Here is a 15637-nt window from a genome sequence, read left to right on the forward strand (position 1 = left end):
GGTTTTTGAATTTGCCGAACATATTCGACACATTCAGAATTTGGTGGCTACGACGGGATTCGAACCTGTGACCCCATCATTATGAGTGATGTGCTCTAACCAACTGAGCTACGTAGCCAGATTGTTTCTTCGATGGCTGGGGTACCTGGATTCGAACCAGGGAATGCCGGTATCAAAAACCGGTGCCTTACCGCTTGGCGATACCCCAATAACCGGGCGGTGAACCGCTTACTCGAAGAATATGGCTGGGGTACCTGGATTCGAACCAGGGAATGCCGGTATCAAAAACCGGTGCCTTACCGCTTGGCGATACCCCATCCGTACAACGCTTTCTGGTGAATGGTGCGGGAGGCGAGACTTGAACTCGCACACCTTGCGGCGCCAGAACCTAAATCTGGTGCGTCTACCAATTTCGCCACTCCCGCAAAAAAAAGATGGTGGCTACGACGGGATTCGAACCTGTGACCCCATCATTATGAGTGATGTGCTCTAACCAACTGAGCTACGTAGCCATCTTTTTTTTTCGCGATACCTTATCGGCGTTGCGGGGCGCATTATGCGTATAGAGCCTTGCAGCGTCAACCTCTTTTTCAAGGAAAATTGCTCGAAAGTGACTGTTTGGTTAGGTTGCGAACAGCATGGCGCTATATTCGTCAATTATTGTTTACTTTGTGTTTTTTCCCCACCCTACAGCCATTCTTTTGTCATACAGGATGAAATTCGGAATTCAACAATAGTGGTGGGAAATTAATCTATGAAATACTGGCCCGTTGCAACAGGACAGGGCAGGGATCGCTACGCCTGCATCTCTGCTACCACTTCAGGCGATTTATTGAGGGAATACTATGCTGCGTTTTATGACGGCGTTGATGGGTGCGTTATTACTTATGCAATCTGCGTTCGCCGATACGGTTAAACCGGAAATCGGTAAATATGTTTTTGGCTATCGTGGGCAGGAAGGCGCTGTGGTGTGGATGATGCGGATAGGCCCGAAAGCTTCTAATGAAGCCCTCATTCAGGTATCGCATGTTGATAATGACATCGATGGTCAGATATTTCGCTGTAAAGTGAAAGCATTACAGGAAGGTGAGAAATCCTATACCGCCGTAATTAAGGGCAAATCTTTTGAGTTATTACGCCTGAAAGAGGGAAATGGCAGACTGCATATTCCGGATGAGCAGGCGACCTGGTTGGTGGCCTACAGTGATGAGTTGTCAAATAGCGATGTGGCAAACCCGGAACATTTCCTTACTGCATATCAGAATCAACAAGCGCCCCAGTAACTGAAATTGCCCCGGATTTCTCCGGGGCAATATTACACGTCTTATTTATATGCCGACTGGTGAACGCCAACCGCGCGACCAGACGGATCGTCCATTTTCTTGAACGCTTCATCCCACTCAATCGCTTTAGCGGAAGAACAAGCGACGGAAGGACCGCCCGGCACGCACTCAGCGGCGCTCGGAAGCGGGAACAATTCTTCAAAGATCTCCCGGTACAGATACGCTTCTTTTGAGGTCGGCGTGTTGTACGGGAAGCGGAAGCGGGCAGTTTCCAGCTGTTGATCAGAAACCTGCTGCGCTGCCACTTCTTTCAGGGTGTCGATCCAACTGTAACCGACGCCATCGGAGAACTGCTCTTTTTGCCGCCAGGCCACGCTTGCAGGCAGATACGCTTCAAAACATTCACGCAGGATGTGTTTTTCCATTTTGCCGTTACCGCACATTTTATCCTGTGGGTTAATGCGCATCGCCACATCAAGGAATTTTTTGTCGAGGAACGGAACGCGTGCTTCCACGCCCCAGGCTGACATCGCTTTGTTGGCACGCGCGCAGTCATACATATGCAGGGCCAGCAGTTTACGCACCGTCTCTTCATGCAACTCTTTAGCGTTCGGCGCTTTGTGGAAGTAGAGATAACCGCCAAACACTTCGTCAGAACCTTCACCGGACAGCACCATTTTAATGCCCATCGCCTTGATCTTACGCGACATTAAATACATCGGTGTTGAAGCGCGAATAGTGGTCACATCATAAGTTTCGATGTGGTAAATCACGTCGCGGATGGCATCCAGACCTTCCTGTACAGTGAAGTGAATTTCGTGATGCACCGTGCCCAGATGGTTTGCCACTTCCTGGGCTGCTTTCAGATCCGGTGAACCCGGCAGACCTACAGCAAAGGAGTGCAACTGCGGCCACCAGGCTTCAGAGCGTTCCTGATCTTCCACGCGACGGGCGGCGTATTTCTTGGTGATAGCGGAAATAATTGAGGAATCCAGACCACCAGAAAGCAGCACACCGTAAGGCACATCAGACATCAGATGGCTTTTAACGGAATCTTCCAGTGCCTGACGCAGCTCGTTTTTGTCGGTCACGTTATCTTTCACCGCATCGTAGTCGAACCAGTCGCGATGATAATAAGAACGGATTTCGCCGTCCTGACTCCACAAATAGCTCCCCGCCGGAAACTCTTTAATCGTGCGGCAAACTGGCACGAGGGCTTTCATTTCTGAGGCCACATACAGCTGACCGTGTTCGTCATAGCCCATATACAGTGGGATGATCCCCAGATGGTCGCGACCAATCAGATATGCATCTTTTTCGCTGTCGTACAGGGCAAAGGCAAACATGCCCTGCAAGTCGTCGAGAAATTCCGGCCCTTTTTCCTGATACAGCGCGAGGATCACTTCACAGTCAGACCCGGTCTGGAACTGGTAACGATCGCCATATTCAGCGCGCAATGCCTGGTGGTTGTAGATTTCACCGTTTACTGCCAGCACATGAGTTTTTTGTTGGTTGTAGAGAGGTTGCGCCCCCGCGTTAACGTCAACAATTGACAGACGTTCGTGGGCGAGAATGGCGTTATCGCTGGCATAAATACCGGACCAGTCCGGGCCACGATGACGCATCAGGCGTGACAGCTCGAGTGCTTTCTTACGCAGCTCAACTGCGTCTGTTTTGATATCGAATACGCCAAAAATTGAACACATAACCTTCTCCATTAACCTGGTGTTTACTGCGTGTTGTGTTTACTTGTTAAAAAAATGCCGCAAAGCAGCACGGTGCGCAAGCGATTTGGCAGTGGAAAAATAAAAAACGTAATGGCGATTGCTGATTGATGAAAAAGGGGAGGGCTTTTGGGTATATTTATTGATGGATCGATAGTTTTTGACGGGTTTTATTGAATGGGGTGATTTTAATGATGGGTAAAAATAAGAAACCACGCCCTGAGGCGTGGTTGCTATTCAGATAACGTCGATTTCAGCGACCGATGGGTAAATCCAACTTGGGCGGAACGGCATACTGTCGATATCGTCGAGCGACGAAACACCAGAAAGCACCAGAATCGTCTCCAGACCGGCCTGGAAGCCCGCCAGAATATCGGTACGCAAGTTATCGCCGACAATCACCGTTTCTTCCGAATGCGCCTGCATTTTGTTTAATGCCGCGCGGATGATCCACGGACTCGGCTTTCCAACATAGAACGGTTTGCGCCCGGAGATTTTCTCGATCCCTGCACACAACGCGCCACAGGCGGGATAAAAACCGCGCCCGTGGGTGTCCGGGTTGGTGGCGATAAAGCGTGCACCGTTAGCGACGAAATAGGCTGCTTTATGCATCATGTCCCAGTTGTAGGAACGCGTTTCGCCAACAATCACAAAATCAGGGTTCACATCGGTAATAGTGAAACCGGCTTTGTACAGTTCATGAATCAGTGCGCCTTCGCCCACCACATACGCTTTCTTGCCTTCCTGGCGACGCAGAAAATCGGCGGTCGCCATTGCGGAGGTATAAAACACGCTATCCGGTACATCGACACCGGCAGTGGCAAAGCGATTCGCCAGATCTTGCCCGGTCTGCGAAGGATAGTTGGTCAGCAACACCAGCGGCAGGCCTTTATCCATAATCCCGTGCAAAAATTCCGCTGCACCCGGTACGGCGACGTTATCGTGCATCAGCACGCCGTCGATATCGCAAATTACATTTTTAATGGTCATGGACTACCCAGAATATTGACAACAATAAGCGCCACTATAAAAGCACATTAATTTTCCAGCAAATGCTGGAGCAAAATACCGTTGAGCATGGCGCGTTTTACCAGCGCAAAAGCGCCGATTGCCGAGCGGTGATCCAACTCAGAACGTACCACCGGTAGATTAGTACGAAACGCCTTCAGCGCCTGGGTATTAATGCAGCTTTCAATAGCAGGGAGCAGCACTTTATCGGCTTCGGTGATTTCTCCAGCAATAACAATTTTTTGCGGATTAAATAAGTTGATAGCAATGGCGATGGTTTTACCCAGATGACGACCGACATATTCAATCACTTCCGAGGCCAGGCTATCGCCTTTGTTCGCGGCTTTGCAGATAGTTTTGATGGTGCAGTCGTCCAGTGGCACACGGCTCTGGTAGCCCTGCTTTAACAGATTCAACACCCGTTGTTCAATGGCAGCATTGGCGGCGATAGTTTCCAGGCAGCCAAAGTTGCCGCAGTGGCAGCGTTCACCCAGCGGTTCGACCTGAATATGGCCAATTTCACCGACGTTGCCGTTGCGCCCGATAAAAATTCGCCCGTTAGAGATAATCCCGGCCCCGGTTCCGCGATGGACACGCACCAGAATGGAGTCTTCGCAATCCTGACTTGCACCGAAGTAGTGCTCTGCCAGCGCCAGACTGCGGATATCGTGGCCGACAAAACAGGTCACTTTAAAACGCTCTTCCAGTGCTTCAACCAGCCCCCAGTTTTCTACCTGAATATGCGGCATGTAATGAATTTTGCCGCTGTCCGGGTCTACAAGCCCTGGCAGGATCACCGAAATCGCGATCAGCTCGCGTAGCTTGCGCTGGTAGCTATCAATAAACTGAGCAATGGCATTCAGCAGGGCATGTTCCAGCGTCTGCTGGGTACGTTCCGGCAGCGGGTAATGTTCTTCTGCCAGCACTTTGCTGCTGAGATCAAACAAGGTGATGGTGGCGTCGTGACGACCAAGCCGTACGCCGATTGCGTGGAAATTGCGGGTTTCGGTGACGATGGAGATAGCGCGGCGGCCCCCGGTGGAGGCCTGCTGATCAACTTCTTTGATCAGCCCGCGTTCGATAAGCTGACGCGTAATTTTGGTTACGCTGGCGGGGGCAAGCTGACTTTGCTCGGCAATCTGAATCCGCGAGATTGGCCCGTACTGGTCAATCAGGCGATAAACCGCCGCGCTGTTAAGCTGTTTTACGAGATCAACATTACCTATCTGAGCTTGTCCGCCTGGTGTCATACTTTCTCTTATTGAGTTACGACCTCGTTACCGTTAACGATGGTCCTGGTGATTTTAAAATCAGGTGTGAATGCAGTCAGGTTGGCTACTTTACCTGCGGCGAGCGTGCCGAGACGTTTCTCAACGCCAATCGCACGTGCCGGATAGAGCGTCGCCATACGCAGCACTTCATCCAGTGCGATACCACAATGTTCGACCAGATTACGCACGCCTTCAATCATGGTTAAGGATGAACCGCTTAACGTACCGTTCTCATCCACACAAAGTCCGTTACGGTAGTATATTGTTTTACCCGCAAAAATGAACTGTTCAATGTTGGCACCTGCTGGCGCGGTGGCATCGGTAACCAGACACAATTTGTCGCCTTTCAGACGTTTAGCGTTACGAATGTTGGCGTAATCAACATGCAGGCCATCAGCGATAATACCGCAATAAATGTCAGCTTCGTCGAGGATCGCGCCCGCCAGGCCCGGTTCACGACCGGTAATATACGGCATCGCGTTGTACAGATGGGTGGCAAAGGTAATCCCCGCGCGGAAACCGGCTTTCGCTTCTTTCAACGTCGCGTTGGAGTGACCAGCAGAAACCACAATCCCGGCATTTGCCAGTTTGCTGATGACTTCCGCTGGAACCATTTCCGGTGCCAGAGTCACTTTGGTAATCACGTCGGCGTTCTCACACAGGAAATCGACCAGCGCGGCATCAGGCTTACGCACAAAATTCGGATTATGGGTGCCTTTTTTTACCAGATTCAGCCACGGACCTTCCAGATGCAGACCTAACGCCTGGTTCGGATGTTTTGCCAGGTACTCGCGCATAACGCGCACGCCCTGTTTCATCAGCTCATCGCTGGTGGTGATAAGCGTCGGCAGATAGTTAGTACAGCCTGATTTCTCATTGGCTTTCTGCATGATTTCCAGCGTTTCCACGCTGACCGCTTCAGCGGTGTCGTTAAACTGTACGCCGCCGCAGCCGTTTAACTGCACATCGATAAAACCGGGGGAGAGAATGGCCCCGTTCAGTGAACGTTGTTCGATCTCTGGCGGCAGTTCCGCTACCGGACAGACGCTTTTAATCAGGCCATCAGCGATAACAACCGCGTGGTCATCAAGAAATTCGTGGCCGGTAAAGATCCGGCCCTGGGTTAATGCATACATTCTGACCCCCGATTTTAAAAAATATTGCCCTGAGCAAGGAGCCAGGGCAGGGATAACAATTACAGACCCTTGATATTTTCTGCTTCTAATTCATTGAAATATCTTAAAGTCTTAACTTTCAGCTCCATGGTGGAAGGTTCATCGCACACCATGATCGCTTTTGGATGCAGTTGCAGACAACTGATGGTCCACATGTGGTTCACGCAACCTTCAACGGCGGCCTGCAGTGCCAGTGCTTTCTGACTACCCAGCACCAGAATCATCACTTCTTCGGCATCCAGCAATGTACCAACACCGACAGTCAGGGCATATTTTGGCACCTGATTAACATCGTTATCAAAGAAACGAGAGTTCGCGACGCGAGTGTCATGAGTCAGGGTTTTGATACGAGTACGAGAAGCCAGAGAAGACGCCGGTTCGTTAAATGCAATATGACCGTCGTTACCTACACCGCCCATAAACAGATGAATTTTTCCGTAAGAACGGATTTTTTCTTCATACTGGCGGCATTCGGCGTCGATATCCGGGGCGTTGCCGTTGAGAAGGTTGATATTTTCTGCTGGAATATCAACGTGATCGAAGAAATTACGGTGCATAAAGCTGTAGTAGCTTTCCGGATGCTCTTTCGGCAGACCGACATATTCGTCCATGTTGAAGGTGACAACGTGCTTAAAGCTGACCTGGCCTGCTTTATGCATTTCGACTAACGCTTTATAGGTGGTCATCGGCGTGCCGCCAGTCGGCAGGCCCAGTACAAACGGACGATCGGCAGTCGGTTTGAACGCATTGATACGATTGACGATATGGCGAGCAGCCCATTTGCCGACCTGTTCAGCGGTAGTCAGGGGGATCAGTCTCATTATTCACCTCAATAAGTAAAATGTAAGCCGTTGGCGGATTAGGCATCTTTAAGCGTAACCTGGATTTGCGCAGACAGGCGTCAATCCGACCTGATTTTTTGAATGATAAAATAAGTTTTCTGGTTTAGCCAGTAAAAGGGAGTGATGATAACGATATTTGGTGACAAAACTCACAAAAGACACGCGTTTAATTTGCGATACGAATTAAATTTTCACACACTCTGTAGCAGATGATCTAACAATCTGATTACAGAACATCGGCAGTACAATTTGCAGCAAAATAAAAATACGGCTTTAAACGAGCCAAATAGGGTTCTCGTAGGGGGAATAAGATGAATATTTTAGGTTTTTTCCAGCGACTCGGTAGGGCGTTACAGCTCCCTATCGCGGTGCTGCCGGTGGCGGCGCTGTTGCTGCGATTCGGTCAGCCAGATTTACTTAACGTTGCGTTTATTGCCCAGGCGGGCGGTGCGATTTTTGATAACCTCGCATTAATATTCGCCATCGGCGTGGCATCCAGCTGGTCGAAAGACAGCGCAGGTGCGGCGGCACTGGCGGGTGCGGTAGGTTACTTTGTGTTAACCAAAGCGATGGTGACCATCAACCCAGAAATTAACATGGGTGTACTGGCGGGTATCATTACCGGTCTGGTTGGTGGCGCAGCCTATAACCGTTGGTCCGATATTAAACTGCCGGACTTCCTGAGCTTCTTCGGCGGCAAACGCTTTGTGCCGATAGCCACCGGCTTCTTCTGTCTGGTGCTGGCGGCCATTTTTGGTTACGTCTGGCCACCGGTACAGCACGCTATCCATGCAGGCGGCGAGTGGATCGTTTCTGCGGGCGCGCTGGGTTCCGGTATCTTTGGTTTCATCAACCGTCTGCTGATCCCAACCGGTCTGCATCAGGTGCTGAACACCATCGCCTGGTTCCAGATTGGTGAATTCACCAACGCGGCGGGAACGGTTTTCCACGGTGATATCAACCGCTTCTATGCCGGTGACGGCACCGCGGGGATGTTCATGTCCGGCTTCTTCCCGATTATGATGTTCGGCCTGCCGGGTGCGGCGCTGGCGATGTACTTCGCAGCACCGAAAGAGCGTCGTCCGATGGTTGGCGGGATGCTGCTTTCTGTTGCTGTTACTGCGTTCCTGACCGGTGTGACTGAGCCGCTGGAATTCCTGTTCATGTTCCTTGCACCGCTGCTGTACCTCCTGCACGCACTGCTGACCGGTATCAGCCTGTTTGTGGCAACGTTGCTGGGTATCCATGCCGGCTTCTCTTTCTCTGCGGGGGCTATCGACTACGCGTTGATGTATAACCTGCCGGCCGCCAGCCAGAACGTCTGGATGCTGCTGGTGATGGGGGTTGTCTTCTTCGCTATCTACTTCGTGGTGTTCAGTTTGGTTATCCGCATGTTCAACCTGAAAACGCCGGGTCGTGAAGATAAAGAAGACGAGATCGTTACTGAAGAGGCTAACAGCAATACTGAAGAAGGTCTCAATCAACTGGCAACCAACTATATTGCTGCGGTTGGCGGTACTGACAACCTGAAAGCCATTGACGCCTGTATTACTCGTCTGCGCCTTACCGTGGTTGACTCAGCTCGCGTCAACGATGCGATGTGTAAACGTCTGGGTGCTTCTGGGGTAGTAAAACTGAACAAACAGACTATTCAGGTGATTGTTGGCGCGAAAGCAGAATCCATCGGCGATGCGATGAAGAAAGTCGTTGCCCGTGGTCCGGTAGCCGCTGCGTCAGCTGAAGCAACTCCGGCAACTGCCGCTCCTGTAGCAAAACCGCAGGCTGTACCAAACGCGGTATCTATCGCGGAGCTGGTATCGCCGATTACCGGGGATGTTGTGGCACTGGATCAGATTCCTGACGAAGCATTCGCCAGCAAAGCGGTGGGTGACGGTGTGGCGGTGAAACCGACAGATAAAATCGTCGTATCACCAGCCGCAGGAACAATCGTGAAAATCTTCAACACCAACCACGCGTTCTGTCTGGAAACCGAAAAAGGCGCGGAGATCGTCGTCCATATGGGTATCGACACCGTAGCGCTGGAAGGTAAAGGCTTTAAACGTCTGGTGGAAGAGGGCGCGCAGGTAAGCGCAGGGCAACCGATTCTGGAAATGGATCTGGATTACCTGAACGCTAACGCCCGTTCGATGATTAGCCCGGTGGTTTGCAGCAATATCGATGATTTCAGCGGCCTTATCATTAAAGCTCAGGGCCATGTTGTGGCGGGTCAAACACCGCTGTATGAAATCAAAAAGTAATCTGCTTTATGTCTGATGCGACGCGGCAGCGTCGCATCCAACAATAAAAAGCGGCAGGGATCTTCTCTGCCGCTTTTTTTGTCTGAGATTACATTGGGAAGATAAAAACAGCGCCTGCACAAAGCGCCAGAATGCGGATGAGATACATTGGTACAGAGAACACCCAGAATTCGGGAAGTTTGTATTTCCCCATTCCGAGGATCATGGCTGGCATTCCGTCAATAGGCATATAGCCGCCATTCCAGCCAGAAATCACCACCGCAATCGCGGCAGCGGTCGGGTTAAGCCCAAGGCTAGTACAGGCGGCAATGGCGATGGGGGCAAAAATATATACTGACCCCATATTCGAACCCGTGAAGGTGGCGCAGGTACTGGTAAGCAAAGCAAAGGCGACAATAAATACAAACGGTGAGACGCCAGAACCGAGCACACCTGCAACGGCATCGCCAACCATCGCCGTAAAGCCGGTGCCCGCCAGTGCATCAGCTACACCGATCACCCCCGCCATCATTAAAATGACCGGAGCCCCCATATGATCGCGAACTTCTTTGAAGTCCAGTACATCGATCATCAGAACAAACGCACCCGCAAGACCCGGAATAACGAAGGCGATATTTCCCAGAATGTTCATTAGCATCATGCCGATAACGCTGACAGCGAATGCGGCAATAGTGCAATATTCTTTCCAGGCAGGAAGGGCGTTAAACGTTTCCTCGCGTGCCGCCAGCGCATCCTCGGAAGCATCCGCAATGGGATGATCCGGAAGAAAACGGTAGGCAATAAGACTCCATGCGAGGAAAGCCGCTGACATGATGAGATTCACCAGCGCAAAGCGCCCCATCGAAATCGCCTGATGAAACCCCGCGGTTTCGAGTACGGTCGCCGTAACGCCAAAGAGAAGCGCGAGATTGATAGGAAGAAGCGGGTGGTTGGTGGCAAATCCCAGGGGCATCATTAATTTCGATGTTGGTAGCTTTTTACTGTACGGAATGGTGGATACCAGCGACAGAATTAGCACGTAATAACCGGTCGCTCCGGTGCCGGCAAGACTGGCACCCAGCATAACAATGACTAACAACAGCCCATAGCTGCGGTAACTGCCTTTATTGACCAGGCTTATCATCGCAGATTTAACGTTGCTGATAAGCCGGGTTTTTTGTAGCGCCGCCATGACCACCATAAACCCTGCAATCATCACCACGCTTGGATTGACGAATCCGGCAAAAGCCTGTTGAACGGTCGAAAGTCCCGATACAACCAGCAATAAACACGCAAGCAGTGGCGGTGCGCCAAAAGGCATTTTGTCCGACATGATCAGCACGATCATCAGGACCAGTATTCCTAATGCCAGGATCATTTCCATTGTCATTTTTTCTCTCCTTTTAGGCTTCCAGCATGTCGCGCGGTACTTTAAAGACCGCTTTGCGTATTGAAGTAGCCGTGCCAATTGCGCACAGTGCCTGGTGAGGTTCCTCAGGCATAAAGACGGCGAAATCACCGGCGTGTAGGGTGATGGCGACACTGTTTTCAGGGGATGGGGCGATAAACAGATCGGGCTTACGTTCTTCATCGTTTTCGCGAGCGATGGGCCGCGTTCCCGCATTAATGCCCTCACAACCAGTAATCACCACCTGTATATCGGCCCATAGATGGTGATACTCCGTATGGCGAAGTTCGGCGGGTTGCGTGTCTGAAGTTCCCAGCGAGCAGAACCACCGACATCCTTCAGGTTGCCAGCGACCGTCCTCTCTGGTGGATAACGCCGATAACGAACACTCCGGGCGCAGCAGAATATTTCTCACCCAGGCAGGAAGCCCCGCCAGCGACAAATGGTTGAGATTACCGATAATCATGATGCCTGCCCCTTAACCCACTCGGGGGAGATGCGTACGTACTTGATGGCCTGACGCCACCAGGTGTAAGCGATATGTAGCGTACCGTCCGGGCTTTGTTTGATGCTGGGGTAGGAGAACTCACGATTTAGCTTTTCCAGGGAATTGTTGGTCATGCAGTAGCCGTCGCCTTCATCGAGATTGCGCCGCCACGACCAGCTTTTCCCACCATCGGCAGAAATCGCTACCGTCATCGGCGCGCGTGGGGCACCCCAGAAAGCGGAGCGTCCGACGGCTGTCGGTTCTTTGCGGCTGTCGTCGCCATCGTCGATTTCGTCATAAAGCGACGCGCGACGTTCTACTGCGCCTGCCGCACTCATCGCGTTGTACACCAGCGCCAGTTCGCCGCTGGCAAGCGTCGTTACCTGAATAGACGAATTGTTGTTGGGCAATTCGGTTGCTTGCGGCACCGACCAACTCTCGCCGTTGTCCACTGAATGGCTGATATAGATGTTGTCTGCCCAACGGCTGCGAAAGAGAGCAACCAACGTACCGTCGTGCAACATTGTGATATTCATATGAACACAGCCGAGACTTTGCGGCACCTCGACATCGCGCCAGGAGTGACCACCGTCAGCGGAAATTTTCACTGCGCTGATATCATCATTGCCGACCCATTTTTCGCCGGGTTGGGTACGGCAATAAAAGACGGGCAGCAGCCAGTTGCCGTTATCAAGCACCGTGATTGGCTGTCGAATGAACGTACCGGGTTTATCAAGCAGGGTGGCAATCTCGCCCCAGGTTTGTCCGAGGTCGTCTGACTTACGGTAGCGGACGATGGCGGTGTCCTGATTACCGGATATTTGTGCGGTCCATAGGAGCCACAGCACGTTATCCGGCGCGAGAAACAGCACCGGGTTTTGCTCTGAACGCGTGTCATCGTGGGAAAGTTTGGCCGCATCGCTCCACTGCATTCCGCCAGCGGGCAATCGCGATCCCCAGACAGAAATATCGGCAATACCTTCCTGCGTTCCCGCAAACCAGACGCACATTAACGCGCCATCCGGCAAAGGCAGAATATTCGCCGCGTGGTTTTGCGGGCAGGACGAGGGCAGCATGGCGGTAAGCACATGCGAATCGTTTTCGGATGGACGGATGACGCCGTCACGAATAAGGGCTACAGACATAGTTAGACTCCATCTTAAAGTTGGTAATAGATTTATTAATGCGAGTGCGATTCATGCGTTTCGATCAATGTCGAAACTTTTTTATTTTTTCTTTCACGGATAATATTGAGTGTCTCAACACTTAATGAGAAAAATATCGCGAAGTAGAGATACTCTTTGGCAATATGAATGTTGAGACTATCGGCAACCAGCAATACACCGACAAACAATAAAAAGGTTAACGCCAGTATTTTTATTGACGGCGTGGCGTTAACGAAATCACCAATTGTTTTCGCCGCAAACATCATGACACCGACGGCAATCATTACGGCGGCAATCATGATAAATATATGCTGAGAAAGGCCGACGGCGGTGATCACCGAATCCAGGCTAAACACGATATCGAGCAGCATTATCTGTACAATGGCACCGCACAACGACAGTTGCCGCGATCCGCTGCCATGTTCGTCTTCCTGCGCGGGCGACAGCTCTTCGCGTATCTCCTGTATCGCTTTATAAATCAGGAACAGCCCGCCCCCGAGCAGAATCAACGTGCGGAACGAAATCTCCAGCGTCAGCACGGTAAAAAGCGGCTGGGTAATATGTGAAAGCCACGCAATGGATATCAGCAATAATATCCGCATAATCATCGCGCAGCTTAAACCCAGTTTACGCGCCATATTTTGTTGTGATAACGGAAGTTTTGCCACCACCAGTGAAAGAAAAATAATATTATCCACCCCAAGAATAATTTCCAGAAAGGTGAGGGTAATTAAAGTGAGCCAGATATCTGGCTGCATAAACCACAAAAACATGGGGTAATCCTTTATTCTCTTTATCTAAACTTTATAGCGGGCTGGATAATAGAGTTAATTTAATTAATGTTATAATGACGAATAATTTGTTGAATCTCGCTGATCTGTTCAGGCGTGAAATTAACCGCGTAGCGGCTATCACCAACATCATGCCCCATAAGCTGCAACGCTTTTTTCACCGCAGCCGGGGAGAATGCTACTTTATAAAGATCGGTACGCAGGCCCGTTACACTCTCCTGTGCTTCATAAGACCCTTCAATATCACCGGCATGGAAGCGAGACCAGATGGCATTGATTTCTCGCGGCGCGACGTTGGCGAGCCCAGAGATACAGGCTGAACATCCCTCGACAAACCCTTTATGGATCAGCGAATCCGGGCCGTTGAGCACATTAAAGCCGTCAATGTCGCGCACCGCATCGAGAAAACCCTTCAGGCTTTCGTCGCTTCCGTCGCTGTCTTTAATCCCAATGATATTGGGGTGCGACGCCAGAGCACGCGCGGTTTCTGGCTGGATCGTATTGCCAGTGCGGGCCGGGATGTTATAGAGAAACATCGGAATGCTCAGTGTGTCGGCAATTGCGCTGTAATGCGCAATCAACTCTTCCTGTTTCAGCGGTACGAAGTAAGGGGCAATGACCGACACGGCATCTACGCCAAGTTTTTCAATCTGCTGACCCAGACGAATCGTTTCGCGCGTAGAGATCTCGCCAATGTGTGCCACGACTGGCGCACGACCAGCCACTTCATCCACGCAGGTTTGCGTAACGCTGAGCTTCTCCTGTTCATTCAACACAAAAAACTCGCCGTTGGTGCCGCCGCAAAAAATCGCGTTACCCGCTTCCAGTTGACGATTCACCTGCACTTTTAACGCCGGGATATTCAGACTGCCGGTCGCGGTAAACGGGGTGACGATAGCGGTTAATACACCTTCAATGGTTTTCGGCATGATTTATTCCTTAAATTGATGTTGCGGAAACAGTGTTTGGTAAATGGCCTGTACGTCCTGTAGATCAAGCTGGCACGGCACATTGTTCATAAGGCGCTTCACGTTCAGTGCCGCCTCGCTCAGAGAGGCAATATCCTCTGGCGGTACGCCGAGATCCGCGAGATTGTTGGGTAGCTTGAGTTGATTGACTAATGCCTGTAACCAGGTCACCAGGGCATGAGATTTTTCTTCCGCGCTCAGGGCGGTTTCCGCATCGGGAATGCAATCCCAGACCTGGGCAAATTTCTCGACCGCCCAGGGGCGAACAAACGCCATGCACGGCGCCAGCAAGATGGCATTCGCGACGCCATGCGGCAGATGATATTTGCCACCTAACGGGTAGGAGAGCGCATGAACGAGATGCGTGCCCGCATGGGTTATCGCTACGCCGCCATAGTAAGACGCCCACAGCATTTCCAGTTTTGCGCGCAGATCCTGAGGATCGTTCACGGCGGGTTGAATGTGCCGGAAAAGTTTACTTAACCCAGTCAGCGCCGCGTTATCGCTGACCGGATTTGCCACGGTCGCGGTAAAACACTCCAGTAAGTGGCAAAGAGCATCAATGCCCGTGGACGCCGCAATATGCGCGGGCATACTGGTGGTCAGTTCCGGGAAAAGCGCCACATAGTCTGGTAACAGCACCTGGGAAATAATACCCACCTTCGTGCTTTGCTCAGGGATTGCCAGAATCGCATTCGGCGTGGCTTCTGAGCCGGTTCCGGCGGTTGTAGGAATCAACCATGATTGCACCCGCTGAGTCGGTTTTTCACCCGCAAGCAGCGCATCCAGCCCCGGTGATTGTGGATGGCAAAGCACCGATAGCAGCTTCGCCACATCCAACACGCTGCCACCGCCGATCCCGACCACCACATCAAAAGAGGCATCGCCAAGGGCATCCATTAGCTGGCGCACATCATGATGCGTGGGCTCTGCGGGCACATTATCGATAACGTTAACCTGCGGGCAGTGCTTTTCCAGTAAGGCGCGAATCTGCTGCACACCGTCGAGCTGCGCAATATTACGGTCAGTGACCAGCAGCATTTTTCTGATGTCGGGTAAGAGCGACGTCAGGGAAGGGATAGCGCCTGCGCCGCTCAGTATCGTGCTATTGATAATTACCACAAATAACCTCTCTTCTGGTGATTGAATTCAATCATTCAAAATGCCGTAGCCTACGTAACATGGTCTAATTTTATAATTTATTCGAGTGATTAATAACTTGAGCTTGCTCACATTTAATCAATCATGATTGAATATAATCATTGTTATCATAAAAC

13 protein-coding genes and 5 tRNA genes are annotated in these 15637 nt (G+C 51.2%); 2 read left to right on the plus strand and 16 right to left on the minus strand.

Features of this window, described 5'->3' with window-relative positions:
• Nucleotides 1-41: 41 nt before the first annotated feature.
• From ACJHX4_RS02220 to ACJHX4_RS02240, 5 genes are all read right to left on the minus strand, one after another.
• Nucleotides 42-118, minus strand: a tRNA-Met gene (locus ACJHX4_RS02220).
• A 15-nt stretch (nucleotides 119-133) separates the two neighbouring features.
• Nucleotides 134-208 (minus strand) — tRNA-Gln (locus ACJHX4_RS02225).
• Nucleotides 209-242: 34 nt separating this feature from the next.
• A tRNA-Gln gene (locus tag ACJHX4_RS02230) sits at nucleotides 243-317 on the minus strand.
• Nucleotides 318-340: 23 nt separating this feature from the next.
• A tRNA-Leu gene (locus ACJHX4_RS02235) sits at nucleotides 341-425 on the minus strand.
• 10 nt (nucleotides 426-435) lie between these two features.
• Nucleotides 436-512, minus strand: a tRNA-Met gene (locus ACJHX4_RS02240).
• Between the two features lie 333 nt (nucleotides 513-845).
• Here ACJHX4_RS02240 and ACJHX4_RS02245 point away from each other — a divergent pair.
• Nucleotides 846-1283: a hypothetical protein gene (locus tag ACJHX4_RS02245; protein ID WP_000943484.1), complete on the plus strand. Its 438-nt coding sequence runs from the start codon at nucleotides 846-848 to the stop codon at nucleotides 1281-1283.
• 41 nt (nucleotides 1284-1324) lie between these two features.
• Here ACJHX4_RS02245 and asnB read toward each other — a convergent pair whose 3' ends face one another.
• The 5 genes from asnB to nagB all read right to left on the minus strand — a co-directional run bounded on the left by asnB (nucleotide 1325) and on the right by nagB (nucleotide 7282).
• Nucleotides 1325-2989 (minus strand): asparagine synthase B, encoded by a 1665-nt coding sequence (asnB, locus tag ACJHX4_RS02250; RefSeq protein ID WP_000337077.1) that lies wholly within the window; start codon nucleotides 2987-2989, stop codon nucleotides 1325-1327.
• Nucleotides 2990-3244: 255 nt separating this feature from the next.
• Nucleotides 3245-3997 (minus strand): ribonucleotide monophosphatase NagD, encoded by a 753-nt coding sequence (nagD, locus tag ACJHX4_RS02255; protein WP_000153129.1) that lies wholly within the window; start codon nucleotides 3995-3997, stop codon nucleotides 3245-3247.
• A gap of 47 nt (nucleotides 3998-4044) precedes the next feature.
• Complete coding sequence (gene nagC / locus ACJHX4_RS02260) at nucleotides 4045-5265, minus strand: DNA-binding transcriptional regulator NagC (protein ID WP_000187594.1); 1221 nt, start codon at nucleotides 5263-5265, stop codon at nucleotides 4045-4047.
• Between the two features lie 8 nt (nucleotides 5266-5273).
• A complete protein-coding gene (gene nagA, locus ACJHX4_RS02265) occupies nucleotides 5274-6422 on the minus strand; it encodes an N-acetylglucosamine-6-phosphate deacetylase (protein ID WP_000271154.1) in 1149 nt (382 codons plus the stop codon).
• Nucleotides 6423-6481: 59 nt separating this feature from the next.
• On the minus strand, nucleotides 6482-7282 hold the full coding sequence (nagB, locus tag ACJHX4_RS02270; RefSeq protein ID WP_001237072.1) for a glucosamine-6-phosphate deaminase: 801 nt from the start codon (nucleotides 7280-7282) through the stop codon (nucleotides 6482-6484).
• A 332-nt stretch (nucleotides 7283-7614) separates the two neighbouring features.
• Here nagB and nagE point away from each other — a divergent pair, with 332 nt between their 5' ends.
• Complete coding sequence (nagE, locus tag ACJHX4_RS02275) at nucleotides 7615-9561, plus strand: PTS N-acetyl glucosamine transporter subunit IIABC (protein WP_001023114.1); 1947 nt, start codon at nucleotides 7615-7617, stop codon at nucleotides 9559-9561.
• Between the two features lie 88 nt (nucleotides 9562-9649).
• Here the strand turns inward: nagE and ACJHX4_RS02280 are convergent, their stop codons facing one another.
• From ACJHX4_RS02280 to ACJHX4_RS02305, 6 genes are read right to left on the minus strand one after another with little or no spacing between them, the layout of a single operon-like run.
• Nucleotides 9650-10930, minus strand: coding sequence for an SLC13 family permease (locus ACJHX4_RS02280; RefSeq protein WP_000177661.1), 1281 nt, complete (start codon nucleotides 10928-10930; stop codon nucleotides 9650-9652).
• A gap of 13 nt (nucleotides 10931-10943) precedes the next feature.
• Nucleotides 10944-11414: a YhcH/YjgK/YiaL family protein gene (locus ACJHX4_RS02285; protein ID WP_000583481.1), complete on the minus strand. Its 471-nt coding sequence runs from the start codon at nucleotides 11412-11414 to the stop codon at nucleotides 10944-10946.
• The gene (locus ACJHX4_RS02290) at nucleotides 11411-12580 is read right to left on the minus strand and encodes a sialidase family protein (protein ID WP_000109425.1); all 1170 of its coding nucleotides are present in this window, start codon (nucleotides 12578-12580) and stop codon (nucleotides 11411-11413) included. Before ACJHX4_RS02290 ends, ACJHX4_RS02285 begins: the two co-directional genes overlap by 4 nt.
• A 35-nt stretch (nucleotides 12581-12615) precedes the next feature.
• A complete protein-coding gene (locus ACJHX4_RS02295) occupies nucleotides 12616-13374 on the minus strand; it encodes a TerC family protein (RefSeq protein ID WP_000480543.1) in 759 nt (252 codons plus the stop codon).
• Nucleotides 13375-13433: 59 nt separating this feature from the next.
• Nucleotides 13434-14321, minus strand: coding sequence for a dihydrodipicolinate synthase family protein (locus ACJHX4_RS02300; RefSeq protein ID WP_001126959.1), 888 nt, complete (start codon nucleotides 14319-14321; stop codon nucleotides 13434-13436).
• 3 nt (nucleotides 14322-14324) lie between these two features.
• On the minus strand, nucleotides 14325-15482 hold the full coding sequence (locus ACJHX4_RS02305) for an iron-containing alcohol dehydrogenase (RefSeq protein WP_000234742.1): 1158 nt from the start codon (nucleotides 15480-15482) through the stop codon (nucleotides 14325-14327).
• Nucleotides 15483-15637: the final 155 nt, after the last annotated feature.

The organism is Escherichia sp. WS2035, from assembly GCF_046487065.1.
Classification (GTDB): Bacteria; Pseudomonadota; Gammaproteobacteria; order Enterobacterales; family Enterobacteriaceae; genus Escherichia; species Escherichia coli.

Coding starts and splice junctions, on each gene's coding strand:
- nagD (WP_000153129.1), bottom strand. CDS start 3,997: ATGACCATTAAAAATGTAATTTGCGATATCGACGGCGTGCTGATGCAC.
- nagA (WP_000271154.1), bottom strand. CDS start 6,422: ATGTATGCATTAACCCAGGGCCGGATCTTTACCGGCCACGAATTTCTT.
- ACJHX4_RS02285 (WP_000583481.1), bottom strand. CDS start 11,414: ATGATTATCGGTAATCTCAACCATTTGTCGCTGGCGGGGCTTCCTGCC.
- asnB (WP_000337077.1), bottom strand. CDS start 2,989: ATGTGTTCAATTTTTGGCGTATTCGATATCAAAACAGACGCAGTTGAG.
- ACJHX4_RS02290 (WP_000109425.1), bottom strand. CDS start 12,580: ATGTCTGTAGCCCTTATTCGTGACGGCGTCATCCGTCCATCCGAAAAC.
- ACJHX4_RS02295 (WP_000480543.1), bottom strand. CDS start 13,374: ATGTTTTTGTGGTTTATGCAGCCAGATATCTGGCTCACTTTAATTACC.
- ACJHX4_RS02280 (WP_000177661.1), bottom strand. CDS start 10,930: ATGACAATGGAAATGATCCTGGCATTAGGAATACTGGTCCTGATGATC.
- nagC (WP_000187594.1), bottom strand. CDS start 5,265: ATGACACCAGGCGGACAAGCTCAGATAGGTAATGTTGATCTCGTAAAA.
- nagE (WP_001023114.1), top strand. CDS start 7,615: ATGAATATTTTAGGTTTTTTCCAGCGACTCGGTAGGGCGTTACAGCTC.
- ACJHX4_RS02300 (WP_001126959.1), bottom strand. CDS start 14,321: ATGCCGAAAACCATTGAAGGTGTATTAACCGCTATCGTCACCCCGTTT.
- nagB (WP_001237072.1), bottom strand. CDS start 7,282: ATGAGACTGATCCCCCTGACTACCGCTGAACAGGTCGGCAAATGGGCT.
- ACJHX4_RS02245 (WP_000943484.1), top strand. CDS start 846: ATGCTGCGTTTTATGACGGCGTTGATGGGTGCGTTATTACTTATGCAA.